Raw genomic sequence first — 25,714 nt, forward strand, 5'->3', positions numbered from 1 at the left:
ATGCGACATCCATGTACGTTCGTACTACTTTTCTGACGCCAACTATCCTTCTGCCTGTTGCATTGGGAATACCCCCTGCATAAGTATCCGCAGGTCGGCTCACGAGGCCACCTCAAACCAAAAATGACAACAATGAGGCCACCATGCTCAAACACGCAGTCATTCCGTTCCTGCTCGGTGCAGGCTTGCTCGCCGGCGCTCCGCTAGCCCACGCCGCGTCCAACCTGGTGTTCTGCTCCGAAGGCAGCCCGGCCGGCTTCGACCCTGGGCAATACACCACCGGAACCGACTTCGACGCCTCGGCAGAGACCGTCTTCAACCGCCTGACCCAGTTCGAACGCGGTGGCACCGCGGTCATCCCGGGCCTGGCGACCCAATGGGACGTGGCCGACGACGGCAAGACCTACACCTTCCACCTGCGCGAGGGTGTCAAGTTCCACACCACCGACTACTTCAAGCCGACCCGCGAATTCAACGCCGACGACGTGCTGTTCACCTTCAACCGCATGCTCGACAAGAACCACCCCTTCCGCAAGGCCTACCCCACCGAGTTCCCATACTTCACCGACATGGGCATGGACAAGAACATCGCCAAGGTGGAGAAGCTCGACGATCACACGGTCAAGTTCACCCTCAATGAAGTGGACGCCGCGTTCATCCAGAACCTGGCCATGAGCTTCGCCTCGGTCCAGTCCGCCGAGTACGCGGATCAGTTGCTCAAGGACGGCAAGGCCGCCGACATCAACCAGAAGCCGATCGGCACTGGCCCGTTCGTGTTCAGCAAGTACCAGAAAGACGCGCAGATCCGCTTCAAGGGCAACAAGGACTACTGGAAGCCCGAGGACGTGAAGATCGACAACCTGATCTTCGCCATCACCACCGACGCTTCGGTGCGCATGCAGAAGCTGAAGAAAAACGAGTGCCAGGTCACCCTGTTCCCGCGGCCGGCCGACATCGAGCCGCTGAAGGCCGACAAGAACCTGCAGATGCCGCAGCAGGCCGGCTTCAACCTTGGTTACATCGCCTACAACGTGATGGACAAGATCAAGGGCAGCAATGAGCCCAACCCGATGGCCCAGCTGAAAGTCCGCCAGGCGCTGGACATGGCCGTCGATAAGAAGAAGATCATCGAATCGGTCTACCAGGGCGCCGGCCAGCTGGCGGTCAACGCCATGCCGCCGACCCAGTGGTCCTATGACACCAGCATCAAGGACGCCCCGTACGACCCGGAAAAAGCCAAGCAACTGCTCAAGGAAGCCGGCATCAAGGACGGCACCGAGATCACCCTGTGGGCCATGCCCGTGCAGCGACCGTACAACCCCAACGCCAAGCTGATGGCCGAAATGCTGCAGTCAGACTGGGCCAAGATCGGCATCAAGGCGAAGATCGTCAGTTACGAGTGGGGCGAGTACATCAAGCGCTCCAAAGGCGGCGAACAGGGCGCCATGCTGATTGGCTGGAGCGGCGACAACGGTGACCCGGACAACTGGCTCGGCACCCTCTATGGTTGCGACGCCATCGACGGCAACAACTTCTCAAAGTGGTGCTACAAACCCTACGACGACCTGATCAAGCAGGCCAAGGCCACGTCCGACCAGGCCAAGCGCACCGAGCTGTACCAGAAGGCCCAGCACATCCTCAAGGAGCAGGTGCCGATCACCCCGATCGCCCACTCCACGGTCTACCAGCCGATGAGCGCCAAGGTGAAGGACTTCAAGATCAGCCCGTTCGCGCTGAACGCCTTCTACGGCGTCAGCGTGGACAAATAGGGTAGATCCGGGCACCCGCCGATCGATGGCGGGTGCCGCCTCACCACCACCAAGCATCTCGTGCCCACTCCGACGCTACCCGCGACGGAGCAGGAAACTGTTGCCGTCATTCGCACCCCGAAGCGGCTTGAACAGCTGGAAAAGGAACCGCCATGCGCCACGTCCCCCGCCTTTCGACCCTGCTCGCCCTCGGCCTGCTGAGCCAGGCCCCTGCCCTCCAGGCCAAGAACCTGGTGTTCTGCTCCGAAGGCAGCCCGGCCGGCTTCGACACCGCCCAGTACACCAGCGCCACCGACAACGACGCCGCCGAGCCGATCTACAACCGGCTGGTGGAGTTCGAGCGCGGCGGCACGGCGGTGCACCCGGCGCTGGCGACGAAATGGGAAGTTTCCGACGACGGCCTGCGTTACACCTTCCACCTGCGTTCGGGCGTGAAGTTTCACGCCAACAAGGCCTTCAAACCGAGCCGTGATTTCAACGCCGACGACGTGCTGTTCACCTTCAACCGCATGCTCGACAGGCACCAGCCGTTCCGCAAGGCCTACCCCACCGAGTTCCCGTACTTCGTCAGCATGGGCCTGGACAAGAACATCGCCCGGGTCGAGAAAACCGGCCCGCTGACCGTGGTGTTCACCTTGAACAAGGTCGATGCCGCGTTCATCCAGAACCTGGCGATGAGCTTCGCCTCGATACTCTCGGCCGAATATGCCGAAACGTTGCTGGCCAGCGGGCGCCCCAGCGACATCAACCAGCAACCGATCGGCACCGGGCCGTTCGTGTTCCAGCGTTACCAGAAGGACTCGCAGATTCGCTTCAAGGGCAACCCGCAGTACTGGGCGCCAGATCAAGTGAAGATCGACAACCTGGTGTTCTCGATCAACACCGACCCGTCGGTGCGCATCCAGAAGCTGCGCCGCAACGAATGCCAGGTCACCCTGCACCCGCGCCCGGCCGACCTGCCGGCGCTCAAGGCCGATGGCAAACTGCAGGTGCTGCAGCAGCCGGGGTTCAACCTCGGCTACATCGCCTACAACACCCAGCACCCGCCGTTCGATCGCCTGGAAGTGCGCCAGGCCATGGACATGGCGGTGAACAAGAAGGCCATCATCCAGGCGGTGTACCAGGACTCCGGCCAGCTGGCGGTCAACGCCATGCCGCCGACCCAGTGGTCCTATGACAACAGCCTCAAGGACGCCCCCTTCGACCCGGAAAAGGCCAGGCAACTGCTGCAACAGGCCGGGGTCAAGTCAGGCACCGAGATCACCCTGTGGGCCATGCCCGTGCAGCGCCCGTACAACCCCAACGCCAAGCTGATGGCCGAGATGCTCCAGGCCGACTGGAACAAGCTCGGGTTCAAGGTGCGCATCGTCAGCTACGAATGGGGCGAATACCTCAAGCGCATGAAAAGCGGCGAACACGACATCGCCCTGATCGGCTGGACCGGCGACAACGGTGACCCGGACAACTGGCTCGGCACCCTCTACAACTGCGACGCCATCGGCAGCAACAACTACTCGCAGTGGTGCGACCCGCAGTACGACAGTCTGGTCAAGCAGGCCAAGCAGGTCACCGACCGCGAGCAGCGCACGGCGCTGTACCAGCAGGCCCAGCAGCGCCTCAAACAGCAGGTGCCGATCACCCCGGTGGCGCATTCCACCGTCAACCAGCCGCTGAGCATCAAGGTGGCCGATTTCAAGGTCAGCCCGTTCGGGCGCAATGACTTTTCCGGTGTGAGTGTTGATTAGGCGATAGCCAGGACCGGCCTCTTCGCGGGCAAGCCCGCTCCCACACAGGTTGGTGATCGCCCTGTAGGAGCGGGCTTGCCCCGCGAAAGGGCCGGTACAGCCAATACACCTCCCGCGATTTTGCCCGGCAACCCCGGGCAACCCTGGCAACACCGCAGCTAGCAACCCGGCCCACAAGGCCAGGCAATAACTAAAAGAACAGAAAGGGAGCTTTAACCTTGAGACTATTCACCTTGACCGCTTTGGCCTTATCCATCGGCACCTTTTCCGCCGTGACCGAGGCCGACACCCAGAGCCAGGACTACGTCCCGATCAGCCTGAAATCCAGCAGCGAACAGGACGCGGCCAGCGGCTTCCTGGACGGCCAGAGCCTGTCCGGCAGCACCCGTAACTGGTACGCCCACGAACGCGCCACCCGCGCACCGCTGTGGAAGTACTACAAGGCCGACGGCACCCGCCACGACACCCACAGCCGTGACAACTGGGTGCAGGGCACCATCCTCAACTACAGTTCGGGCTTCACCCAGGGGACCGTCGGCTTCGCCGTCGAGGCCGCCGGCTACAACGCCGTCGCCATCCAGCAGGGCCGCGCCGCGATCGCAGGGCCAAACAACCGCACGCTCACCCACAGCGACGGCGACCCGGTCGGCCAGTGGAGCAAGATGGGCCTGGGGAACATCAAGGCGCGCGTGTCCAACACGACCCTCACCGTCGGCCGCCAGTCGGTGGACACGCCGATGATCGCCTACATCGGCAACCGTGCACTGCCGTCGAGCTTCCAGGGCGCGTTCCTGCACAGCGCCGAATTCGACAACCTGTCGATCGACCTGGGCACCTTCGACCGCGTTTCGCCCCGCACCGAACAGAGCCTGAGCAAGTTCCGCAGCGAATATGGCGCCACCGGCGTCGAAACCGACCGCGCCAGCACCGCCGGGGTCAACTACCAGCCGTTCAAGAGCCTGACCACCAGCCTGTACGCCACCAAGGTCGACGACTTCTGGAACCAGTACTACTTCGGCGCCAACCACGTGCTCGGCGACAACGCCGTGCTTGCCCTGACCACCGGCCTGAACTACTACAAGACAGTGGATGCAGGCAGCAAGAAGATGGGCGAGATCGACAACGACACCTACAGCCTGTCGTTCGGCCTGACCCACCAGGCACACACCCTCACTGCCTCCTGGCAGCAGGTCAACGGCAACGAGTACTTCGACTACCTGCACGAAACCAACGGCATCTACTTGGCCAACTCGCTGCTGTCGGACTTCAACGGCCCCAACGAGAAATCCCTGCAGATTTCCTACGTGCTGAACATGGCGCCCTACGGCGTCCCAGGCCTCAAGTTCAACCTGTATAACGCCCGCGGCTGGGGCATCGACGGCACCCACTACCGTGGCACCGCCTACGACGTGAACGGCCTGGACGGCGAAACCCATTACGAGTGGGGCATCGGCACCAGCTACGCGGTACAGAGCGGGCCGCTGAAAGACACCAGCATCCGCGCCACCTACACCGCGCACCGCGCCAGCAAGGCGCAGGCCGATGGCAGCCTGGACGAGTTCCGCCTGGTCACCACCATTCCATTCAATATTCTCTGACCGCTGGCGCCACGGCCCGCTTCAACCCGGGCCGTGGCGGCTACGCTGGAATCAACGCATGCAGGGAGTTTCCATGACATCGCTACCGCTCCGCGCTGCCCTGGCAGCGGTCATCCTGGGCGCCGCCGGCCACCTCGCGGCCAAGCCGCTGGTGGTGTGCACCGAAGCCAGCCCGGAAGGCTTCGACATCGTCCAGTACACCACTGCCGTCACCGCCGACGCCTCGGCCGAGACGGTGTTCAACCGCTTGGTCGACTTCAAGCCCGGCACCACCGACATCCAGCCGGCCCTGGCAGAACGCTGGGACATTTCGCCCGACGGCCTGACCTACACCTTCCACCTGCGCCAAGGGGTCAAGTTCCACACCACCGACTACTTCAAGCCGACCCGCGACTTCAACGCCGACGACGTGCTGTGGAGTCTGAATCGGCAGCTCGACCCGAACCACCCGTGGCACGCCAAGACCAGCGTCGGCTACCCGTACTTCGAGAGCATGGCCTTCAAGGACCTGCTCAAGTCGGTGAGCAAGACCGACGACCACACTGTGGTGATAACCCTCACCCGCCCCGAAGCGCCGTTCCTGCGCGACATGGCCATGGCCTTCACCTCGATCTACTCCGCCGAATACGGTGACCAGCTGCTCAGGGCCGGCAAGACCGGCGACCTCAACAGCAAGCCCATCGGCACTGGCCCGTTCATCTTCCAGCGCTACAACAAGGACGCCCAGGTTCGCTACAAGCCCAACCCGGACTACTTCCGCGGCAAGCCACCGGCCGACGCACTGATTTTTGCCATCGCCACCGACAGCAACGTACGCCTGCAGAAGTTGCGCGCCAACGAATGCCAAGTGGCGCTTTACCCCAAGCCTGATGACGTACCGCTGATCAAGCAGGACCCGCAACTTAAGGTCGACGAGATCGAAGCATTGGTCACCGGTTACATCGCGATGAACACCGAGCACAAATACCTGAGCGACGTGCGCGTGCGAAAAGCCATCAACATGGCCTTCGACCGCCAGACCCACGTCGACCAGTTGTTCGGCAAGGGCAACGCGCTGGTCGGCGTGAACCCCTACCCCCCGACCATGATCGGCTACAACACCGAGAACAAGAACCCGCCGCGCGATCTGGCCAAAGCCCGCGAGCTGCTCACGCAGGCCGGCGTACCGGAGGGCACGGTGATCACCCTGTTCACCCGCAACGGCGGCGGCGCGACCAACCCCAACCCGCGCCTGTCCGCCGAGATGCTGCAGGCCGACCTCAAGCAGATCGGCCTGAAGCTGGACATCCGCGTGATGGAGTGGGCCGAAATGCTGCGCCGCGCCAAGAGCGGCGAGGCCGACCTGGTGTCCACCGGCTGGGCTGGCGACAACGGCGACCCGGACAATTTCCTCAGCCCGCTGCTCAGTTGCGATGCCGCAAAATCCGGCGAGAACTATGCGCGCTGGTGCAACCCTAAATTCCAGGAACTGATCACCCGCGCCCGCGAAGTGATCGACAACGACGAACGCGCCAGGCTCTATGCCGAGGCTTTGAAGGTGTACGATGACGATCAACCCTGGATCAGCATGGCCCATCCGAAGATGTTCACCGCCATGCGAGACAACGTGGAGGGCTACGTGATCAACCCTCTGACCAACAACAACTTCGCCACCACCAAGGTGAAGTAGAACAACAACGATCGCCGGGACCCCACACGGGCACCGGCGGCACTGCGTGACCTGTTGATGAGGTAACCCCGACAATGTTGAGTTTTATTGCCCGGCGCCTGGGCCTGCTGATACCGACCTTCTTCGGTATCACCTTGCTGACCTTCGCGCTCATACGCCTGATCCCCGGCGACCCGGTGGAAGTGATGATGGGCGAGCGCAGGGTCGACCCTGAAATGCACGCCCAGGCCATGGAGCGCCTGGGCCTGAACAAGCCACTGCCAGTCCAGTACCTGGACTACGTCGGCAAGCTGGCCCAGGGCGATCTCGGTGAATCGCTGCGCACCCGCGAAAGTGTGTGGACCGAGTTCCTCACCCTGTTCCCCGCGACCCTGGAGCTGGCCCTCGCCGCCTTGCTGTTCGCCGGCGTGGTCGGCCTGCTGGCCGGGGTGATCGCCGCGCTCAAGCGCGGGTCGCTGTTCGACCACGGGGTGATGGGGGTTTCCCTGGCCGGCTATTCCATGCCGATCTTCTGGTGGGGCCTGATCCTGATCATGTTCTTCTCGGTGAGCCTGGGCTGGACCCCGGTTTCCGGGCGTATCGACCTGCTCTATGACATCGAGCCGAAAACCGGCTTCATGCTCATCGACACCTTGCTCAGCGACGAGGAAGGCGCGTTCAAGGACGCGGTGATGCACCTGATACTGCCGGCCATCGTGCTGGGCACCATCCCGCTGGCGGTGATCGCCCGCATGACCCGCTCGTCGATGCTCGAAGTGCTGCGCGAAGACTACATCCGCACTGCCCGTGCCAAAGGCCTGTCGCCGGCCCGCGTGGTCTTCGTGCATGGCCTGCGCAATGCGCTGATCCCGGTGCTGACCGTATTCGGCCTGCAAGTCGGCACGCTGCTGGCCGGCGCCGTGCTGACCGAAACCATCTTCTCCTGGCCGGGCATCGGCAAATGGCTGATCGAAGCCATCGGTGCCCGTGACTACCCCGTGGTCCAGAACGGCATCCTGTTGATCGCCTGCCTGGTGATCCTGGTCAACTTCGTCGTGGATATCCTCTACGGCCTGGCCAACCCACGCATCCGTCATCAGCGCTGAGGCCTTCGCCATGACTAGCCCGATTCCGAAATCCGTCACACCGGCCAGCCCGGTGGATCAGAGCCTGCTCTACCCATCCCCGTACAAAGAATTCTGGCACGCCTTCTCGCGCAACAAGGGCGCGGTAATGGGCCTGGCCTTCATGTGCCTAGTGGTGTTCTGCGCCTTGTTCGCGCCATGGGTCGCACCCCATGACCCGAGCGAGCAGTACCGCGACTTCCTGCTGACCCCACCTGTGTGGCTCGACGGCGGCAGCTGGCAGTTCATCCTCGGTACCGACGAACTCGGCCGTGACCTGCTGTCGCGCCTGATCCAGGGCGCGCGTCTGTCACTGCTGATCGGCCTGTCGTCGGTGATCATGTCGCTGATCCCTGGGATCCTGCTGGGCCTGCTGGCCGGCTTCTTCCCGCAGGTGCTCGGCCCGTCGATCATGCGCCTGATGGACGTGATGCTGGCCCTGCCCTCGCTGCTGCTGGCGGTGGCGATCGTTGCCATCCTCGGCCCTGGCCTGATCAACACGGTGATCGCCATCGCCATCGTCTCCCTGCCGTCCTACGTGCGCCTGACCCGCGCCGCAGTGATGGGCGAGCTGAACCGCGACTACGTCACTGCCGCACGCCTGGCCGGTGCCGGGCTGCCACGGCTGATGTTCGTCACCGTGCTGCCCAACTGCATGGCACCGCTGATCGTACAGGCGACCTTGAGCTTTTCCTCGGCGATCCTCGACGCCGCCGCCCTGGGCTTCCTCGGCCTTGGCGTGCAGCCGCCAACCCCCGAGTGGGGCACCATGCTGGCCTCGGCCCGTGACTACATCGAGCGCGCCTGGTGGGTGGTGAGCCTGCCCGGCCTGACCATTCTGCTCAGTGTGCTGGCAATCAACCTGATGGGCGACGGCCTGCGCGATGCGCTGGACCCGAAACTCAAGAACGCCGCCTGAGGAGAACGCCATGTCACTGTTGCAGATCAACAACCTGAACGTGCGCTTCGGCGACGCCAATGCCGTGCCCGTGGTCGATGGCCTGGACCTGGCGGTGGACGCCGGCGAGATCCTGGCCATCGTCGGCGAGTCCGGCTCGGGCAAGTCCGTCACCATGATGGCCCTGATGGGCCTGATCGACGCCCCCGGGCGCATCACCGCCGATTCGCTCACCTTCGACGGCACCGACATGCTCAAGCTCAGTGGCCGCCAGCGGCGCAAGGTGGTGGGCAAGGACATCGCCATGGTCTTCCAGGACCCGATGACCGCACTCAACCCCAGCTACACCGTCGGCTACCAGATCGAGGAAGTGCTGCGCCAGCACCTGGGCTTGAAGGGCAAGGCCGCGCGCCAGCGTGCCCTGGAACTGTTGAAGAAAGTGGAAATCCCGGCTGCGGAAAGCCGCCTGGATGCCTACCCTCACCAGCTCTCCGGCGGCATGAGCCAACGCGTCGCCATCGCCATGGCGATTGCCGGCGAACCCAAGCTGCTGATCGCCGACGAACCGACCACCGCGCTGGACGTGACCATCCAGGCACAGATCATGGAGCTGCTGGTCAACCTGCAGAAGGAGCGCAACATGGCGCTCATCCTGATCACCCACGACCTGGCCGTGGTTGCCGAAACCGCCAAACGGGTGTGCGTGATGTACGCAGGCCAGGCCGTTGAAGTCGGCCAGGTGCCAGAACTGTTCGACGTACCCGCCCACCCTTACAGCGAAGCGCTGCTGGCGGCGATCCCCGAGCACAGCATCGGCGCCGAGCGCCTGGCCACCCTGCCCGGTATCGTCCCCGGCCGCTACGACCGCCCGGCCGGCTGCCTGCTGTCGCCGCGCTGCCCATACGTGCAGGACAACTGCCGGCACCAGCGCCCGCCCCTTGACCCGCAGGCACACAGCTTGGTGCGTTGCTTCTACCCGCTGAACCAGGAGGTGGCGTGATGGCCGTCGTTCTCACTGCCCGGGATTTGACCCGGCATTACGAAGTCTCCCGCGGCCTGTTCAAGGGCCACGCCCTGGTGCGCGCGCTCAATGGCGTGTCGTTTGAACTGGAGGCCGGCAAGACGCTGGCCGTGGTCGGTGAGTCCGGCTGCGGCAAGTCGACCCTGGCCCGTGCCCTGACCTTGATCGAAGAACCGTCCTCCGGCTCGCTGCAGATCGATGGCACCGAGGTGAAAGGCGCCAGCAAGTCCGCGCGCAAGCAACTGCGTCGCGACGTGCAGATGGTGTTCCAAAGCCCCTATGCCTCGCTCAACCCACGGCAGAAGATCGGTGATCAGCTGGCCGAGCCGCTGCTGATCAACACCTCGCTGAGCAAGGCCGAACGCCGCGAAAAAGTGCAGAAGATGATGGAGCAGGTCGGCCTGCGGCCTGAGCATTACCAGCGCTATCCGCACATGTTCTCCGGTGGCCAGCGCCAGCGCATCGCCCTGGCCCGGGCAATGATGCTGCAACCAAAGGTGCTGGTGGCCGATGAGCCGACTTCGGCGCTGGACGTGTCGATCCAGGCCCAGGTGCTGAACCTGTTCATGGACTTGCAGAAGGAGTTCAACACCGCCTATGTGTTCATCTCGCACAACCTCGCAGTGGTGCGGCATGTGGCTGATCAGGTGCTGGTGATGTACCTGGGGCGGCCGGCGGAGATGGGGCCGAAGGAGGATATATACGAGAAGCCGCTGCATCCGTATACCCAGGCGCTGCTGTCGGCGACACCGGCGATTCACCCAGACCCGCTGAAGCCGAAAATTCGCATTGCGGGGGAACTGCCCAACCCGCTCAATCCGCCGGATGGGTGTGCGTTCCACAAGCGTTGCCCGTATGCGACCGAGCGTTGTGCCAAGGAGGTGCCGGCATTGCGGCAGGTAAGTACTCGGCAGGTGGCCTGCCACTATGCCGAGCAGTTCCTCTAGCTAGGTGTGAGCGTGTCACGCGATAGGGGCCGCAAAGCGGCCCCTATCGGTCAGTGCATGAACAGTGCAATCAGGATGATGACGGGAATCGGTACGCCAATCATCCACAGCAGTATCGAGCGCATGGTAGTTCTCCTTGCTTAACGTTGAAGGGGGCGGTGGGCAACGTAGTCGCCCTCAAGCCACTGCACGCGGTCGCGCTGACGACCACCGTAAAGGGCAGCCAGGCTGGCGAAGAATGCGCCGCACAGCAGTGCGACAAAGGTCCACAGCGCAGTCCAGGCTGCAACTTTGGCAGCGGTATCCGCCGCTTGCTTGGCACTGGTTTTCAGCGCTTGTACCTGGGCCAGTACCTGATCGACCCGAGCTTCGGCTTCCGCCTGGCTCAGGCGAGTGCGTTGGGCAACGAGTTGCGCCAGGTAGGTACGGTCTTCGGCAGGTAATGCGCCATCCCCCGCAACGCCCTTGGCCAAGATGCGCGCTGCGATGCCATTGGCAGCATCATCGCTGACCGGCGCAGGCCCATCGCCACGGAACAGGCTATCGACGAAATAGCCCATCGAATCGTTGTCGCCACGCGCCGCAGCGGCGCCCCCTGCAGCAGCAGAAACAGTCGCTGCTTGTGAGGCAGCACTGGCCCCGGCCCCGACCAGGTTGCCGGCGGCGCCCAATACCAGCATTGCCGCTACCAGTGTGGCCACTGCCCAAGACAGGAAACCATGTGCCGTGTCGCGGAAGTACACCTCATCGCCATGCAGGTTGGCCCATTTGACGCGCAGGCGACCGGCTATATAACCCCCCAGGCCCGAGGCAATGATCTGGGTGACGAGCAGCCAGATGATGGTCGAAACCCCCAGCGCCTTGGCACTTGCGCCCTCGTCAGCCCAGGGTGACGTGGCCGCAAAGCCCAGTCCGGCGCCCAGTACCACCAGGATGAGAGAGACCGACGCGGCGGCAGCCGCGCCAGCAAAGATCGCCGCCCAGGAAACACCTGAGCGGCTTTGGATGTCGACAGCGGGATAATCGGCAGGGGTGATCATGATGTGTGCGCCTTATAGGTGAGCGTGAATTCCGTTCGCGCAGTAACCATTGCAGCGGCTGTGCCAGTTGTGACAAAAAATGACTCCTTTTAAAATCAATCACTTAATAAAATCGGCTGTCTTGGGACCGTGCAAAATGCGCGAACGCCCTCAACGGGTCAGGTGTTCTGCATTCTTGTAACGGTCGCTATCGGCGAGGCATGATTCGCGCATGACGCTGCCCGATGACACCGCCCAGACCCCGCTCACCGCCGACACCGTGCTGCGCTATCACCTGTGCTGGAAGCACCGTGACCTCGACGGCGTGATCGCGCTCTACCACCCCGACATCCAGTACCACGACTTCTTCCAGAACCGCGTGCTCGGCTACGAGGAACTGCGCGACTACGTACGCGCCTGCCTGCCCCATGAAGCTGGCGAGGACATCGTCCACAGCGACCGCATCCGCGTCGACGGCTGCACGGCGTTCATCCAGTACCAGGTGACAGTACAAGGGGGCGCTGGACTGGTGGCGTTCCAGTCCAGCGAAGCGATCACCGTCAAGGATGGGCTGATCTGGCGGGTCAATGAGTACGCTACCCTGGTGCGCCAGAACGGCAACGGCCTGGCCACTAGTGGCCCACGCCCGGCCACCAGCCGCCTGGGCCTGTCACCGCGGCAGCTGTCGACCATGGCCCAAGACCTGGAGCACTACTTCCAGCGCCAGCGCCCCTACCTCGATCCGGAATTGGACCTGCAGCAAGTTGCCGACGCTAGCGGTTACAGCCGCAATCAGATCTCCTACCTGCTCAACCAGGTGCTCGGGCAAAGCTTTTACCGCTACGTCAACCAGGCGCGCCTGCAGCACCTGATGGCCAGCCTCGACGACGACAGCGTCGAGGCGCCAATCGACGACCTTGCGTTCAACGCCGGCTTCAACTCGCTGTCGGCCTTCTATAAGTGCTTCCGCGAACACACCGGCCTCACACCCAAGGCCTACCTCAAGCAAATTTCCCTGCGTGCACGCACGTAAGACAGGCACTGACCGACACCACTAGCATCGCCCACAGACCTTGACGGATGTGGAGCAAAACCCGATGCAACCCCTGCGCACGCTCAGCCTGTGGATGGACCAGCTTGACGAGCCATTGTGCGCGCGCCCAGCCCTGCGCCAGGACCTGGAAGTCGACGTGTGCATCATCGGCGCCGGCTACACCGGTCTCTGGACCGCCTACTACCTCAAGCGCCAGGCGCCGCAACTGAACATCGCGGTGATCGAGGCCAACATCGCCGGCTTCGGCGCTTCGGGGCGCAATGGCGGTTGGCTGATGGGCAACCTGCTCGGCGAAGACCGCCTGCTGGCCACCCTGTCGCCGCAGCAACGCCGCGCCAGCATCGACCTGCTGCACGGCATTCCCGATGAAGTGCACAGCGTGCTGCAGCGCGAGGGCATCGACTGCGACTACCGCAAAGGCGGCGTGCTGTATTGCGCCGCACGTTACCCGGAGCAGGAACGCAGCCTGCGCGCCTACCTCGACGACCTGTACCGCCAGGGCATGACCGAGGATGACTACCGCTGGCTGCGCCCCGAGCAGCTGGACGCGCAACTGCGAGTCAGCAATGCCTATGGCGCAATCTACAGCCCGCACACCGCGACCATCCAGCCGGCCAAGCTGGCCCGTGGCCTGGCCCGGGCGGTGGAGGCGCTAGGCGTGCCGATCTACGAGAACACCCCGGCCATCGACTGGCAGCCTGGCGAGGTGCGCTCGCCCCTGGCGCGCATCCGCTGCCAGTGGATGGTACCCGCCGTCGAAGGGTATGCCGCCAGCCTGCCGCCGCTGGGCAAGCACCAGTTGCCGGTGCAGAGCCTGCTGGTAGCCACCGAGCCACTGCCGGAATCGACCTGGGAGCAGATCGGCCTGAGCCAGGGCCAGGCCTTCAGCGAAAGCAGCCGCCAGGTCACCTATGGCCAACGCACCGCCGACAACCGCCTGGTATTCGGCGCCCGCGGCGGCTACCGCTTCGGTGGCCGGCTGCGCGAGAACTTCAACCTGCAGGATCACGAAATCGAACTGCGTCGCTACCTGTTCGGCGAACTGTTCCCGCAGCTCAAGCACGCACGCATCACCCACTCCTGGGGCGGCAACCTGGGCATGGCGCGGCGCTTCCGCCCGCACATGCTCTGCGACCGCCAGCGCGGCATCGCCTTGGCCGGCGGCTATGGCGGCGAAGGTGTCGGCGCCACCAACCTCGGTGGACGCACGCTGGCGGCACTGATCCTCAACCAGCACAACCCGCTGACCGCGCAACCCTGGGTGCTCGACAACCGCCCGGTTGCGAGCCTGGCCAGCTGGCCGCCCGAGCCCTGCCGCTGGCTCGGCTACAACGCGATCATCCAGAGCTTCGTCCACGAGGACCGGACCCTCGCCAACCCCGCCAGCGCGCCTTGGAGGCGGCGCCTGGCCAGCTCCCTTGCGGACTTCATGGAAGGCTTCATGCACTGACTTCCCTTTCCCCGACACAGGATCCACCGGTCATGAGCATCACCCAGTTCAAACACACAGACAGCGCCGTGCTCGACAGCTCCAACCCGGTCGCGGTGCCGCTTGGCGAACCCGTGGCAGTGGCTTCGGTCACCTGCGTGGAACGCAGCGACGGCGTCGAAACCGGCATCTGGGAGTGCACCCCCGGGCGCTGGCGGCGGCAGATCGTGCAACAGGAGTTCTGCCATTTCATCAAGGGCCGCTGCACCTTCACGCCAGACGGTGGCGAGACCCTGCTCATAGAAGCCGGAGACGCACTGATGCTACCGGCCAACAGCACCGGCATCTGGGATATCCAGGAGACCGTGCGCAAGACCTACGTTCTGATTTTCTGATCCGCTGATCGCCTGCCTTCGATAACAACAGACAAAGCAAGGTAAACCCGACATGCGAACGCCCCTTCTTGCACCCCTGATGCTGGCCGCAAGCGTCGCCAGCGCCGCCGAGACGGTGAAGATCTACAACTGGTCCAGCTACGTCGCCCCCGACACGCTGAAAAACTTCCAGCAAGCCAGCGGCATCGTCCCGACCTACGACGTGTACGACAGCAACGAGACCCTCGACGGCAAGCTGATGACCGGCAACTCCGGCTACGACGTGGTGTTCCCGTCCAACCATTTCATGGCCCGGCAGATCCAGGGCAAGGCCCTGAAGCCGCTGGACAAGTCGCAGCTGCCCAACTGGCACAACCTCAACCCGGTGCTGATGAAGGCGCTGGAGGTCAACGACCCGGGCAACCAGTACGGCTTCCCGTACCTGTGGGGCAGCACCGGCATCGGCTACAACATCGACAAAGTCAAAGCGGTGCTCGGCGACAACGCGCCGGTGGATTCCTGGGACCTGATCTTCAAGCCCGAATACATGAGCAAGCTGAAGAGCTGCGGCGTGGCCGTGCTGGACAACGGCCCCGAACTGCTACCGATCGCCCTGCACTACCTGGGCCTGCCGCACCATAGCCAGAACCCGGCCGACTACGACAAGGCCAAGGCGCTGCTGATGCAGGTGCGGCCGTACATCAGCTACTTCCACTCATCGAAGTACACCGGCGACCTGGCCAACGGCGATATCTGCGTGGTGGTGGGCTTCTCGGGGGATGTGCTGCAGGCGAAGAACCGCGCCGAAGAGGCGAAGAACGGGGTGAAGGTGGGGTACTCGATCCCAAAGGAAGGCGCGCCGATGTGGTTCGACATGGTGGCCATGCCGGCCGATGCACCGGATGAAAAGGCCGGGTATGCCTACATGAACTACCTGCTGCAGCCAGAGGTGATGGCCAATATCAGCAATCATGTGCAGTACGCCAACGGCAACCTCAAGGCGGACGGGCTGGTGGAGCCGGCGATGAAGGGCAATACGATGATTTACCCGAGCGAGGACGTGATGGGCAAGCTGTATGCGCTGGAGGCGATGCCGGCCAAGATTGACCGCATCAGGACCCGGATCTGGACCAGTATCAAAGCCGGAAATTGAAATGGGGCCGCTTTGCGGCCCTTCGCGGGACAAGCCCGCTCCCACAGGGCTATGCGATCCCTTGTAGGAGCGGGCTTGTCCCGCGAAGGGCTGCAAAGCAGCCCCAATTCAGCGATCAGTGGTGCTCGCGGGTAGCGCGGAACTTGATGTCTGGCCAGCGCTCTTCCATCAGCGCCAGGTTGACCCGGGTCGGCGCCAGGTAGGTCAGGTGACCGCCGCCGTCGATGGCCAGGTTTTCCATGGCCTTGTTCTGGAATTCCTCGAGCTTCTTCTTGTCGTCGCAGGCGATCCAGCGGGCCGACCAGACGGTGATCGGCTCGTAGGCGCACTCCACCTTGTATTCTTCCTTCAGGCGGCTGGCGACCACGTCGAACTGCAGCACACCGACCGCACCGAGGATGATGTCGTTGCTGCGCTCTGGGAAGAACACCTGGGTCGCGCCTTCTTCTGCCAACTGCTGCAGGCCCTGACGCAGTTGTTTGGATTTCAGCGGGTCCTTCAGGCGCACGCGGCGGAACAGTTCCGGGGCGAAGTGCGGGATACCGGTGAAGCCCAGCGCCTCGCCTTCTGTGAAGGTGTCACCGATCTGGATGGTGCCGTGGTTGTGCAGGCCGATGATGTCGCCAGCGTAGGCCTCTTCCAGCTGCTCACGTTCGGAGGAGAAGAAGGTCAGCGCGTCGCCGATGCGCAGGTCCTTGTTCAGGCGCACATGGCGCATCTTCATGCCCTTTTCGTACTTGCCCGAACAGATACGCATGAAGGCGATGCGGTCGCGGTGTTTCGGGTCCATGTTCGCCTGGATCTTGAACACGAAGCCGGTGAACTTCTCTTCCACAGGCTCGACGGTCCGCTCGTGGGCCACACGGCCCAGCGGGCGCGGCGCCCAGTCGACGACCGAATCAAGCACGTGGTCGACACCGAAGTTGCCCAGCGCGGTACCGAAGAACACCGGGGTCAGCTGACCGTTGATGAACTCTTCCTGGTTGAATTCATGGCAGGCGCCCTGCACCAACTCCAGCTGCTCGACGAACGAATCGTACTGGTCGCCCAGGTGGGCGCGGGCCTCGTCGGAGTCCAGCTTCTGGATGATCTTGGCTTCGGTGCGCTCGTGGCCGTGGCCCGGGGTGTAGACCACGATGTAGTCGCCGGTCAGGTGATACACGCCCTTGAAGTCGCGGTAGCAACCAATCGGCCAGGTGATCGGCGCGGCCTTGATCTTCAGAACCGCTTCGATCTCGTCGAGCAGTTCGATCGGGTCACGGATGTCACGGTCGAGTTTGTTGATGAAGCTGACGATCGGCGTGTCGCGCAGGCGGCAAACGTCCATCAGGGCGATGGTCCGTGGCTCTACACCTTTACCGCCGTCGAGCACCATCAGCGCCGAGTCCACCGCGGTCAGGGTGCGGTAGGTGTCTTCCGAGAAGTCTTCGTGGCCGGGGGTGTCGAGCAGGTTGATCATGTGCTCGCGGTAGGGGAACTGCATCACCGAGGTGGTGATGGAGATGCCGCGCTGCTTCTCCATTTCCATCCAGTCGGAGGTGGCGTGGCGGTCGGACTTGCGCGACTTCACGGTACCGGCGACGGCAATGGCCTTGCCCATCAGCAGGAGCTTCTCGGTGATGGTGGTCTTACCGGCGTCGGGGTGGGAAATGATTGCGAAAGTGCGGCGCTTCGCGACTTCGGCGGCCTGGTTGGTCATGGGAAATCGCCTGACTGGGGGATTTAAAAAGGGGCGATATCATACCTGAAATTGGGCGTGGGCCAAAATTTGATCTCCCGCAACCGCTCGATCGCAGGGGCTAAGCGCGCAGCTCCTGCTCCTCAAGGAAACCGTCAAGCGTAACGGGGGGACGCCCGGGAATATGCGCAACCAGCTCCAAAGTCCCGCCCAGAGCCTCCACATAGCTGCGCAAGGTGGAAATCAGCATGTCACTGCGCTTCTCCACTTTCGAAACATTCCCCTGACGGATATCCAGACGCTCCGCCAGCCCTTCCTGGGTGATTGCCAGTTGCTTGCGCAATGCTTGCAAGGTCATTTCTTCACGGATCAGTTCACGACCGCGGGCTTCAACCCTGGCCCTACGCTCAGGCGAAAGCTCGCACATAACCTCATCGAGTGTTTTCATCATTCAACCTCTATACAGATGCCGTTCGAAACGCACGTCAGCACGACCGATCAGGCTGCGGTAAAACCTACGCTCACTAATGCCTGCTTTATCGCCGGCAACCAATAGCAGCGCACAACGTGATGGATCAAAGGCGAACGCTACCCGCCACACTCCGTCGCCGACACTGAATCGCAATTCTTTCATGTTCGAATGCCTTGAACCTTTCAAGGAATCCACGCGAGGTCGTCCCAGAGCCGGGCCTTGGCATGCAAGCAGGTGGAGTTGAGCCAGCAGTTCATCCTGAACCTCCAGAGCCAACGCCCTGAATTCGATCATGAATTCCGGGCACATCCTTATAGACCACACCACAAAATACCCCCAAAGGAATATTCTCTCAAGTAGATATCAGGAGAATTTCAAAGCAGATAATGCTCGAGGGCACAAACAGCTCGATACTAGGTAATTCAACGCCTTGATGTAGGAAAAGCGCTTATTTTTCGCGTGAAATTTCCAGGCCGCCAGTGATTAACGCTGGCCAAATGCCGCCTCAGATGGGAACCTTTACGCCCACGGAGACGTCCATTCCCCTGCAACCCGCTTCGGTTGGGGACTGGTTTCATCAGCATTTTCGGGCCCGACGGGGTTCGGCTCATGGCCTGATCGCAGCCTTCGGCTGCCTCACGCTGCTACTCGCGAACACACCACCCGCCGCCAGGACTGGCCGGCTACCAAGAAGTGTGCTCGCCGACAACACAAGGAGTCCGCCTGTGGCTACACGCTACGGTAAAGGGCTGTTGGGATGCGCCACCGTGCTCGTCATCCTGGCCCTGCTGATCCACTGGATCGGCATCGACACGATCGCGCGTTATCGCGACGATCTTGGGTTCTACCTGCAAGCGCACCTGGTACTGGTGCTGGCTTCGATGGCGGCGGCGCTGGCCGTGGGCATCCCCGCCGGCATTGCCTTGAGTCGACCGCACCGGGTCGACAAAGCCGAGCGCTTCATGCAGTTCTTCAACGTTGGCAACACCATCCCCCCCTTGGCCGTTCTGGCCATCGCCCTGAGTATCCTGGGCATCGGCGCTGGCCCTGCGATCTTCGCGCTGTTCCTCGCCTCCCTCCTGCCCATCGTGCGCAACACCTACGAGGGCCTGAAAAACGTCCCCGCCTCGCTCAAGGAAGCCGCCACCGGCATCGGCATGACCCCGCGCCAGCAACTCTGGCAGGTGGAGCTGCCCAACGCCGTGCCGATCATCGTCGGCGGCGTGCGCGTGGCCCTGGCGCTGAACGTCGGTACCGCACCGCTGGCCTTCCTGATCGGCGCCAACAGCCTGGGCAGCCTGATCTTCCCTGGCATCGCCCTGAACAACCAGCCACAGCTGCTGCTGGGAGCCGCCTGCACCGCGCTGCTGGCACTGGTACTCGACGCAGCGGTGAGTTTCTCCAGCAAGCGCTGGCTGGAACGTGGATTGGCTGGATAACAAGAGGGAACGTATGAACAAGAGAATCGCCTTGCTGCTGGGCGCGGCCCTGCTGTTCGCAGGATTTGCCCAGGCAGCCGAAAAACCCCTGATCCGCATCGGCGCGCGGGTGTTCACCGAACAGACCGTGCTTGCCGAAATCACCGCACAGTACCTGCGCGCCAACGGCTTCGACGTGCGTGTCACCTCCGGCCTTGGCAGCAGCATCGCGCGCCAGGCCCAGGAAACCGGCCAGCTCGACCTGATGTGGGAGTACACGGGCGTGTCGCTGGTCTCGTACAACCATATCGACGAGCGCATGCCCAGTGCCGAAGCCACCTACGCCAAGGTCAAGGAACTGGACGCGAAGAAAGACCTGATCTGGCTGACCCCGTCGAAGTTCAGCAACACCTACGCGCTGGGCTTGCCCAAGCAGGTCGCCGAGGCGTACCCACAGGTCAACACCATCAGCGACCTCAACCAGGTGCTGCGTGACGAAAGCAAGCGCAACCACCTGGTAGCGCTGGACACCGAGTTCGCCAACCGCCCGGATGGCCTGGTCGGGCTCAAGGAGATGTACGACCTGCAAGTGGGCCGCGCCAACATCCGCCAGATGGATGCCGGGCTGGTCTACACCGCCATGCACAACAACCAGGTGTTCGCCGGCCTTGTGTACACCACCGACGGCCGCCTGAGCGCGTTCAACCTCAAACTGCTGGAAGACGACAAGCACTACTTCCCTGACTACACCGCCGCCCCGGTGGTGCGCAAACAGGTGCTCGACGCCAACCCGAAACTGGTTGGCCTGCTCAAGCCCCTGGCCGAACAGCTGGATGACGAAACCATGCGCCAGCTCAATGCCAAGGTCGACGTCGAACACCAGAACCCGACCACGGTGGCCGCCGCCTTCCTGCGCGAGCACCCCATGCCTGGCGAGGTACAGCCATGAGCCTGCTCGACACGTTCGCCCACCTCGACTGGGCCCAGGTGCTGCAACTGACCTGGCAACACATCATGCTGGTCGGCGTTGCCGTCAGCCTGGCGATCCTCGTCGGCGTGCCGCTGGGCATTCTGATGACCCGCTTCCCGGCCGTCGCCGGCCCGCTACAGGCCAGCGCCACCGTGCTGCTGACCATCCCTTCCATCGCCCTGTTCGGCCTGCTGCTGCCGTTCTATTCCAAGTTCGGCCAGGGCCTCGGCCCGCTGCCGGCAATCACGGCGGTGTTCCTCTATTCGCTGTTGCCGATCCTGCGCAACACCTACCTGGCCCTGACAAGCGTCGAGCCCGGTATCCGTGAAGCCGCGCGCGGCATCGGCATGACTTTCGGCCAGCGCCTGCGCATGGTCGAGTTGCCCATCGCGATACCGGTGATCCTCGCCGGCGTGCGTACCGCCGTGGTGATGAACATCGGCGTCATGACCATCGCCGCCACCATCGGCGCCGGCGGCCTGGGCGTCCTCATTCTTACCTCCATCAGCCGCAGCGACATGTCGATGCTGCTGGTCGGCGCTGTGCTGGTCAGCCTGCTGGCGATCATTGCCGACCTGCTCCTGCAAACCCTGCAACGTGCCCTGACTCCAGAAGGACTGCGCTCATGATCGAACTCAAGAACCTCAGCAAAACCTTCGACGTCAACGGAAAAACCGTCAAAGCCGTCGACTCGGTTAGCCTCACCGTCAACGAAGGCGAAATCTGCGTGTTCCTCGGCCCCTCGGGCTGCGGCAAGAGCACCACGCTGAAGATGATCAACCGCCTGATCACCCCGACTTCCGGCCAGGTGTTCATCAATGGCGAAGACACCACCGGCCTCGACGAAGTGACCCTGCGCCGGCAGATCGGCTACGTGATCCAGCAGATCGGTCTGTTCCCCAACATGACCATCGAAGAGAACATCACCGTGGTCCCGCGCCTGCTCGGCTGGGACAAGCAGCGCTGCCACGAGCGCGCCCGCGAGCTGATGAGCATGATCAAGCTCGAACCCAAGCAATACCTGCAGCGCTACCCGCGCGAACTGTCCGGCGGCCAGCAGCAGCGTATCGGGGTAATCCGCGCGCTGGCGGCCGAAGCGCCGGTGCTGTTGATGGACGAGCCATTCGGCGCGGTCGACCCGATCAACCGCGAGATGATCCAGAACGAGTTCTTCGAGATGCAGCGGGCGCTGAACAAGACCGTGATCATGGTCAGCCACGACATCGACGAGGCGATCAAACTGGGCGACAAGATCGCCATCTTCCGCGCTGGCAAGCTGCTGCAGCTGGACCACCCGGACACCCTGCTGGCGCACCCGGTGGACGACTTTGTGAGCAACTTCGTCGGCCAGGACAGCACGCTCAAGCGCCTGCTGCTGGTGCGTGCCGAAGATGCGGCGGACAACGCGCCGTCGGTGAGCCCCGAGACGCCGGTAAGCGATGCATTGGAGCTGCTCGACGAGCATGACCGCCGCTATGTGGTGGTGACCGACGGACAGAACAAGGCGCTGGGTTATGTGCGCCGGCGTGACATGCACCGCCAGCAAGGTACTTGTGGTGACTTCCTGCGGCCGTTCAACGCCACGGCGGCGCATGACGAGCACCTGCGCATCCTGTTGTCGCGGATGTACGAGTTCAACCGGGCGTGGTTGCCGGTGCTGGATGCCGAGCAGGTGTTCCTGGGTGAGGTGACCCAGGAGTCGATTGCGGCTTACCTGAGTTCGGGCCGTTCGCGGGGAGCGAAGACCAGCATCGTTTCGCCGGCCGAGGCGGTGATCGCTTAAATCGCTGGGGGCGCTCTGCGCCCCATTCGCGGGACAAGCCCGCTCCTACAGAAGTACGCGTTTCCCTGTAGGAGCGGGCTTGCCCCGCGAAGCAGGCGCTGCGGTGTCAGAACCCTACACTGGCCTGCACATAGAAAGTGCGCGGCTCGCCCACGTAGATGCCGGCATTGTTATCACTGGAGCGGGTGAAGTACTGCTTGTCGAACAGGTTCTTCACCCCCGCCGCCAGCTTCAGGTTGGACATGTCCGCCCCGAACTCATACCCGCCACGCGCATGCCAAGTCACATACCCCGGAATATCGCCATACTGCCCATCGGCACTCGGCTCGGTGATGTAGTCACCGTTGAAGCTGCCATCGGCGTTGATCCCGGTACCCGGCGCGCGCTGCTTGGACTGGGCGTAGGCATCCAGATTCCAGGTCCAGCGGTTGATCGAGTAGCGCACTCCGGCGGTGGCCACCTGGCGTGAATAGAACGGCAGGTCACGGCCCTTGAAGCCCGGGATGTCCCCTTCATACGTCGCGCGTGTATAGGTGTAGCCACCGCTCACCGACAACCCCTCCAGACGCGGGTCCAGCCCGGCCAGGTCATATCGCGCGGACGCCTCGATACCCTGGTGCTTGGTCGCCCCGAGGTTGGTCCAGCCCACGTCGTTGCTGATGTACTGCAGTTCGTCATCGAAGTCGATGTAGAACGCGGTCAGTTCACCGGCGAATCCACCGTTGTCATAGCGAGTACCGAGCTCGTAGGTCTTGGCCTTCTCCGGCTCCAGGCCGTTGGCCGTGCTGTTGCCGGTGCCACCCTGGCCCAGCTGGAAGTACTGCAGGCTGCCGAATGAGGTCTCGTAGTTGGCGAACACCTTCCAGGCATCGGAGAGGTGATACATCACGCTCAGCGCCGGCAGCGGCTCGTTGCTGGTGATGCTGCGGTTTTTCTCCGGCACGGGCTGGCCATTGGTGCCGAGCACCGGGCGGTCGCGCCAGTCGGTGTTGATGTGTTCGAAGCGGATGCCCGGGGTGATGGTCCAGTTGCCGACATCGATCTTGTCGTCGATGTAGTAGGCGCTGGCTTCAGTGCCACCGCTGCGGTCCTGGAACACGTGGCCGTCTGAAGTCGGTGTGGGCGTCGGTACGTTGTCGATCAATGCCAGTCGGGTCGACTGCTCGCGCATGGCTTCTTTAAGGTAACGATAACCGACGCTGACCTCCTGGGTGGTGGAGCCGGCGAAGAAGATGCGTGACAGCCGTGGCTCGATGGCGAAGGTGTGGTAGTTGCGCGGGTACGACGACAACGTTTTCATGTCGCGTGCTGCGATGGCGCTGCCGCGGAAACTGTCTGTGTAGTAGGTCAGCACTTCGAACTGGGTGGCATCGTCGAGCTGGCGCTGCCACTTGAACGACACGTCCTTGCGCCGGCCGGCAAAGTAATCGTAGTCGCGCAGCGACTGGTACGGGTTGCTGTCGTACTGGGCCTGGGTCAGGCCGCCGGGCATGTCGGCACGGCCATCGTAGTAGTGGAAGTTGAGCCAGAACTCGTCAACGTCGGTCGGCGCCCAGTGAGTCTTGAGGATGACGTCGTCGATGTCGTTGCCGTTATTGCTCTGGCGGTAGCCGTTGCCGTTAACCCCGGTATAGAGCAAAGCCACGCCCATGCCATTGTCGGCGGTGCCGCCGACGAATGCCGACTCGGTGTGCTTCCAACCACCGTGTTGGGACGTTTCCAGCGTGGTGGACAGTTCAGCCGACGGCTTTTCGGGAATCGCCCGGGTGACGAAGTTGATCACCCCGCCGACGTTCTGCGGGCCATAACGAACAGAGCCCGCACCGCGCACCACATCGATGCTGTCGAGGTTGCCGGACGAGATCGGTGCCATCGACAGCTGCGGCTGGCCGTAGGGCGCAAACGCTGCCGGAATACCGTCGATCAGCACGGTCGAGCGCGGCGACAGGCGCGAGGTCAGGCCACGCACGCCAACGTTCAGCGACAGGTCACTGCCACCGGTGCCGTTGCTGTCCTGCACCTGCACGCCAGGGATGCCGCGCAGCACATCACGCACGTTCATCGCGCCCTTTTCCACCATCGCCTCGCGGCGGACCACGGTGCGCGCGCCTGGGTGGTTCTGCACAACAGCCTGGTCGGCATCGCCCAGCCAGTCACCGACCACCTTCACGTCGGTAGGCGCCAGCTCCAGGCTGCCGGTGGTGAGCGTGCCGGCAGGCTGGGCCGGTTTCACCACCACCGTGTCTTCGGACTTCTCATAGGTCAGCCCGCTGCCCTGCAGCAGTTGCTGCAGCGCCTGCTCGGGCGCCAGGTTGCCAGACACCGCCGGGGCCTGTTTGCCGGCCACCAGTTCAGGGCTGAAGAACAGTTGCAGATTGGTCTGCTGGCCTAGTTGGCTCAGCGCCGAAGCCAAAGGCTGCGCCTGGATCTGGATTGTGCTGCCGGCCTGCTCAGCCAGAGCATTGACGGCTGCGGTGCTGACCGCCAGCGCCAGCGCCAGAGCGCTCAGGCGTGGAAAAGGTTTGTTGTTGTTCACGTCGTCGAAGCATCCTGAAGAAGGAATAAACGCCAACCGCATGCAAATGTAAATGCTTGGCAGTTGCAGCTGGCGGGGAAGACGAACGAGCGGAAAAAAACCTGAATCTATTTCGCGATTATTTCGCGGGAGCCGTCTTCATGGGCCTTGATCGCCACCGGCAGGATGCTCGGCAAGGCGCGCAACAGGGCGTCCGTGTCATCGGTGCTGAAGGTGCTGGAAATGCGCATCTGGGCAATGTTGCCAGGTGCCACGCGCAGGGGCTGGGCACGGTAGCGCGACACTTCGGCCACCACCTCGGCGAGCGTGGCGTTGTCGAACACCAGCTTGCCCTGGCGCCAGGCGGTCAGGGCAGCGGCATTGACCGCATAAGGTGCGGCGACCTGGCCGTGCGCATCTATATAGGAACCTTGGCCAGCACCCAGTTGCGCCAGGGAGGTGTCGCTGCCCTGCACACGCACCGAGCCCTGCTCGACCGCTACCCGGGTCGCGGCCGGGTCCAGGCGTACATCGAAACGGGTACCGGTCACGGTCACGCTACCCTGGGCGGTATCGATCACGAACGGGCGGCTGCTGTCGTGAGCGACGATGAACATCGCCTCACCGGCGTTCAGCTGAATGTGACGGCGGCCTGGGCTGAAATCGACGCGCAGCTGGGTTGCGCCATTGAGCTCGAGCTGCGAACCATCTGGCAGTTCGACCTGACGGCGCTCGCCAAAGGCGGTCTGCAGCTGGTCCTGGTGATTGAGTTGCTGGTAGTGCCAGCCGGTCCAGCCCAGCCCCAACGCCACCATCGCCACGCTGGCCGCCAGGGCCTGGCGCAACAGGCGCCGCTGCGGCAGCTGGCGCACCGGGTCTGGCTCGCACAGTGCTTCAAGGCGCTGACGCGGAATCAGCTCCGCCGCACTCCAGACCGTGGCCAGGGCATCGTATTCGGCACGATGACTGGGGTCGGCGGCAAGCCAGGCACGTAGCTGCTTGTTCAGCGCGGCGTCGCGCGGCGCGTCCTGCATGCGGACGAACCAGGCGGCCGCCTGCTCACGGACGGTCTCGGTACCGTGCTGTTTCATGGGGAAGG

At 63.2% G+C, this 25,714-nt stretch carries 22 protein-coding genes; 16 read left to right on the forward strand and 6 right to left on the reverse strand.

Annotated features, from left to right (window positions below; genetic code table 11):
- Positions 1 to 143 precede the first annotated feature (143 nt).
- The 8 genes from APH28_RS17140 to APH28_RS17175 all read left to right on the forward strand — a co-directional run bounded on the left by APH28_RS17140 (position 144) and on the right by APH28_RS17175 (position 10,750).
- On the forward strand, positions 144 to 1,769 hold the full coding sequence (locus tag APH28_RS17140; protein WP_060511346.1) for an ABC transporter substrate-binding protein: 1,626 nt from the start codon (positions 144 to 146) through the stop codon (positions 1,767 to 1,769).
- A gap of 152 nt (positions 1,770 to 1,921) precedes the next feature.
- Positions 1,922 to 3,514, forward strand: a complete 1,593-nt coding sequence (locus APH28_RS17145) for an ABC transporter substrate-binding protein (RefSeq protein WP_060511348.1) — start codon at positions 1,922 to 1,924, stop codon at positions 3,512 to 3,514.
- 218 nt (positions 3,515 to 3,732) lie between these two features.
- Complete coding sequence (locus APH28_RS17150; RefSeq protein WP_060511349.1) at positions 3,733 to 5,112, forward strand: OprD family porin; 1,380 nt, start codon at positions 3,733 to 3,735, stop codon at positions 5,110 to 5,112.
- A 73-nt stretch (positions 5,113 to 5,185) separates the two neighbouring features.
- Entirely contained in the window at positions 5,186 to 6,781 is a 1,596-nt protein-coding gene (locus APH28_RS17155) for an ABC transporter substrate-binding protein (protein ID WP_060511351.1), read from the forward strand.
- 74 nt (positions 6,782 to 6,855) lie between these two features.
- Complete coding sequence (locus APH28_RS17160; protein WP_060511353.1) at positions 6,856 to 7,866, forward strand: ABC transporter permease subunit; 1,011 nt, start codon at positions 6,856 to 6,858, stop codon at positions 7,864 to 7,866.
- Between the two features lie 10 nt (positions 7,867 to 7,876).
- Positions 7,877 to 8,803, forward strand: a complete 927-nt coding sequence (locus APH28_RS17165) for an ABC transporter permease subunit (RefSeq protein ID WP_060511355.1) — start codon at positions 7,877 to 7,879, stop codon at positions 8,801 to 8,803.
- 10 nt (positions 8,804 to 8,813) lie between these two features.
- Positions 8,814 to 9,782 carry an ABC transporter ATP-binding protein gene (locus APH28_RS17170; RefSeq protein ID WP_060511357.1) on the forward strand — a complete coding sequence of 323 codons (969 nt, stop codon included), beginning with the start codon at positions 8,814 to 8,816 and terminating at the stop codon, positions 9,780 to 9,782.
- A complete protein-coding gene (locus APH28_RS17175) occupies positions 9,782 to 10,750 on the forward strand; it encodes a peptide ABC transporter ATP-binding protein (protein WP_060511359.1) in 969 nt (322 codons plus the stop codon). The genes APH28_RS17170 and APH28_RS17175 overlap by 1 nt, the downstream gene beginning before the upstream one ends.
- A 140-nt stretch (positions 10,751 to 10,890) precedes the next feature.
- Here APH28_RS17175 and APH28_RS17180 read toward each other — a convergent pair whose 3' ends face one another.
- The gene (locus APH28_RS17180; RefSeq protein ID WP_060511362.1) at positions 10,891 to 11,790 is read right to left on the reverse strand and encodes a hypothetical protein; all 900 of its coding nucleotides are present in this window, start codon (positions 11,788 to 11,790) and stop codon (positions 10,891 to 10,893) included.
- 211 nt (positions 11,791 to 12,001) lie between these two features.
- On the opposite strand from APH28_RS17180, the gene APH28_RS17185 reads away from it, so the two are divergent.
- From APH28_RS17185 to APH28_RS17200, 4 genes are all read left to right on the forward strand, one after another.
- Positions 12,002 to 12,802 (forward strand): nuclear transport factor 2 family protein, encoded by an 801-nt coding sequence (locus tag APH28_RS17185; RefSeq protein WP_060511364.1) that lies wholly within the window; start codon positions 12,002 to 12,004, stop codon positions 12,800 to 12,802.
- A gap of 64 nt (positions 12,803 to 12,866) precedes the next feature.
- Positions 12,867 to 14,273: an FAD-binding oxidoreductase gene (locus APH28_RS17190; protein WP_060511366.1), complete on the forward strand. Its 1,407-nt coding sequence runs from the start codon at positions 12,867 to 12,869 to the stop codon at positions 14,271 to 14,273.
- A gap of 32 nt (positions 14,274 to 14,305) precedes the next feature.
- Entirely contained in the window at positions 14,306 to 14,647 is a 342-nt protein-coding gene (locus tag APH28_RS17195; protein WP_060511368.1) for a cupin domain-containing protein, read from the forward strand.
- 52 nt (positions 14,648 to 14,699) lie between these two features.
- A complete protein-coding gene (locus tag APH28_RS17200) occupies positions 14,700 to 15,779 on the forward strand; it encodes a polyamine ABC transporter substrate-binding protein (RefSeq protein ID WP_060511370.1) in 1,080 nt (359 codons plus the stop codon).
- A 115-nt stretch (positions 15,780 to 15,894) separates the two neighbouring features.
- Here APH28_RS17200 and APH28_RS17205 read toward each other — a convergent pair whose 3' ends face one another.
- From APH28_RS17205 to APH28_RS17215, 3 genes are all read right to left on the reverse strand, one after another.
- Positions 15,895 to 17,478 carry a peptide chain release factor 3 gene (locus tag APH28_RS17205; RefSeq protein ID WP_060511372.1) on the reverse strand — a complete coding sequence of 528 codons (1,584 nt, stop codon included), beginning with the start codon at positions 17,476 to 17,478 and terminating at the stop codon, positions 15,895 to 15,897.
- 100 nt (positions 17,479 to 17,578) lie between these two features.
- Complete coding sequence (locus tag APH28_RS17210; protein WP_060511374.1) at positions 17,579 to 17,908, reverse strand: helix-turn-helix domain-containing protein; 330 nt, start codon at positions 17,906 to 17,908, stop codon at positions 17,579 to 17,581.
- Positions 17,909 to 18,223: a type II toxin-antitoxin system RelE/ParE family toxin gene (locus tag APH28_RS17215; protein ID WP_256249780.1), complete on the reverse strand. Its 315-nt coding sequence runs from the start codon at positions 18,221 to 18,223 to the stop codon at positions 17,909 to 17,911.
- 431 nt (positions 18,224 to 18,654) lie between these two features.
- Here APH28_RS17215 and APH28_RS17220 point away from each other — a divergent pair, with 431 nt between their 5' ends.
- From APH28_RS17220 to APH28_RS17235, 4 genes are read left to right on the forward strand one after another with little or no spacing between them, the layout of a single operon-like run.
- Complete coding sequence (locus APH28_RS17220; protein WP_060485333.1) at positions 18,655 to 19,368, forward strand: ABC transporter permease; 714 nt, start codon at positions 18,655 to 18,657, stop codon at positions 19,366 to 19,368.
- A gap of 13 nt (positions 19,369 to 19,381) precedes the next feature.
- Positions 19,382 to 20,296: a glycine betaine ABC transporter substrate-binding protein gene (locus APH28_RS17225; protein WP_060511376.1), complete on the forward strand. Its 915-nt coding sequence runs from the start codon at positions 19,382 to 19,384 to the stop codon at positions 20,294 to 20,296.
- Positions 20,293 to 20,946 carry an ABC transporter permease gene (locus tag APH28_RS17230; protein ID WP_060511377.1) on the forward strand — a complete coding sequence of 218 codons (654 nt, stop codon included), beginning with the start codon at positions 20,293 to 20,295 and terminating at the stop codon, positions 20,944 to 20,946. Before APH28_RS17225 ends, APH28_RS17230 begins: the two co-directional genes overlap by 4 nt.
- Entirely contained in the window at positions 20,943 to 22,100 is a 1,158-nt protein-coding gene (locus tag APH28_RS17235; protein ID WP_060511378.1) for a betaine/proline/choline family ABC transporter ATP-binding protein, read from the forward strand. The genes APH28_RS17230 and APH28_RS17235 overlap by 4 nt, the downstream gene beginning before the upstream one ends.
- Positions 22,101 to 22,206: 106 nt before the next feature.
- Here APH28_RS17235 and APH28_RS17240 read toward each other — a convergent pair whose 3' ends face one another.
- The gene (locus tag APH28_RS17240) at positions 22,207 to 24,636 is read right to left on the reverse strand and encodes a TonB-dependent receptor (protein WP_060511380.1); all 2,430 of its coding nucleotides are present in this window, start codon (positions 24,634 to 24,636) and stop codon (positions 22,207 to 22,209) included.
- Positions 24,637 to 24,743: 107 nt separating this feature from the next.
- Positions 24,744 to 25,706: a FecR family protein gene (locus tag APH28_RS17245; RefSeq protein WP_060511382.1), complete on the reverse strand. Its 963-nt coding sequence runs from the start codon at positions 25,704 to 25,706 to the stop codon at positions 24,744 to 24,746.
- Between the last annotated feature and the right edge of the window lie 8 nt (positions 25,707 to 25,714).

This window comes from Pseudomonas sp. NBRC 111124 (assembly GCF_001320245.1).
Taxonomy (GTDB): Bacteria; Pseudomonadota; Gammaproteobacteria; order Pseudomonadales; family Pseudomonadaceae; genus Aquipseudomonas.

What these genes read in the sequence shown, in the direction of transcription:
- APH28_RS17230 (WP_060511377.1), top strand. Translation starts at nt 20,293, where the DNA reads ATGAGCCTGCTCGACACGTTCGCCCACCTCGACTGGGCCCAGGTGCTG.
- APH28_RS17225 (WP_060511376.1), top strand. Translation starts at nt 19,382, where the DNA reads ATGAACAAGAGAATCGCCTTGCTGCTGGGCGCGGCCCTGCTGTTCGCA.
- APH28_RS17190 (WP_060511366.1), top strand. Translation starts at nt 12,867, where the DNA reads ATGCAACCCCTGCGCACGCTCAGCCTGTGGATGGACCAGCTTGACGAG.
- APH28_RS17205 (WP_060511372.1), bottom strand. Translation starts at nt 17,478, where the DNA reads ATGACCAACCAGGCCGCCGAAGTCGCGAAGCGCCGCACTTTCGCAATC.
- APH28_RS17215 (WP_256249780.1), bottom strand. Translation starts at nt 18,223, where the DNA reads ATGATCGAATTCAGGGCGTTGGCTCTGGAGGTTCAGGATGAACTGCTG.
- APH28_RS17200 (WP_060511370.1), top strand. Translation starts at nt 14,700, where the DNA reads ATGCGAACGCCCCTTCTTGCACCCCTGATGCTGGCCGCAAGCGTCGCC.
- APH28_RS17160 (WP_060511353.1), top strand. Translation starts at nt 6,856, where the DNA reads ATGTTGAGTTTTATTGCCCGGCGCCTGGGCCTGCTGATACCGACCTTC.
- APH28_RS17235 (WP_060511378.1), top strand. Translation starts at nt 20,943, where the DNA reads ATGATCGAACTCAAGAACCTCAGCAAAACCTTCGACGTCAACGGAAAA.
- APH28_RS17185 (WP_060511364.1), top strand. Translation starts at nt 12,002, where the DNA reads ATGACGCTGCCCGATGACACCGCCCAGACCCCGCTCACCGCCGACACC.
- APH28_RS17145 (WP_060511348.1), top strand. Translation starts at nt 1,922, where the DNA reads ATGCGCCACGTCCCCCGCCTTTCGACCCTGCTCGCCCTCGGCCTGCTG.
- APH28_RS17155 (WP_060511351.1), top strand. Translation starts at nt 5,186, where the DNA reads ATGACATCGCTACCGCTCCGCGCTGCCCTGGCAGCGGTCATCCTGGGC.
- APH28_RS17165 (WP_060511355.1), top strand. Translation starts at nt 7,877, where the DNA reads ATGACTAGCCCGATTCCGAAATCCGTCACACCGGCCAGCCCGGTGGAT.
- APH28_RS17140 (WP_060511346.1), top strand. Translation starts at nt 144, where the DNA reads ATGCTCAAACACGCAGTCATTCCGTTCCTGCTCGGTGCAGGCTTGCTC.
- APH28_RS17180 (WP_060511362.1), bottom strand. Translation starts at nt 11,790, where the DNA reads ATGATCACCCCTGCCGATTATCCCGCTGTCGACATCCAAAGCCGCTCA.
- APH28_RS17170 (WP_060511357.1), top strand. Translation starts at nt 8,814, where the DNA reads ATGTCACTGTTGCAGATCAACAACCTGAACGTGCGCTTCGGCGACGCC.
- APH28_RS17175 (WP_060511359.1), top strand. Translation starts at nt 9,782, where the DNA reads ATGGCCGTCGTTCTCACTGCCCGGGATTTGACCCGGCATTACGAAGTC.
- APH28_RS17245 (WP_060511382.1), bottom strand. Translation starts at nt 25,706, where the DNA reads ATGAAACAGCACGGTACCGAGACCGTCCGTGAGCAGGCGGCCGCCTGG.
- APH28_RS17195 (WP_060511368.1), top strand. Translation starts at nt 14,306, where the DNA reads ATGAGCATCACCCAGTTCAAACACACAGACAGCGCCGTGCTCGACAGC.
- APH28_RS17210 (WP_060511374.1), bottom strand. Translation starts at nt 17,908, where the DNA reads ATGATGAAAACACTCGATGAGGTTATGTGCGAGCTTTCGCCTGAGCGT.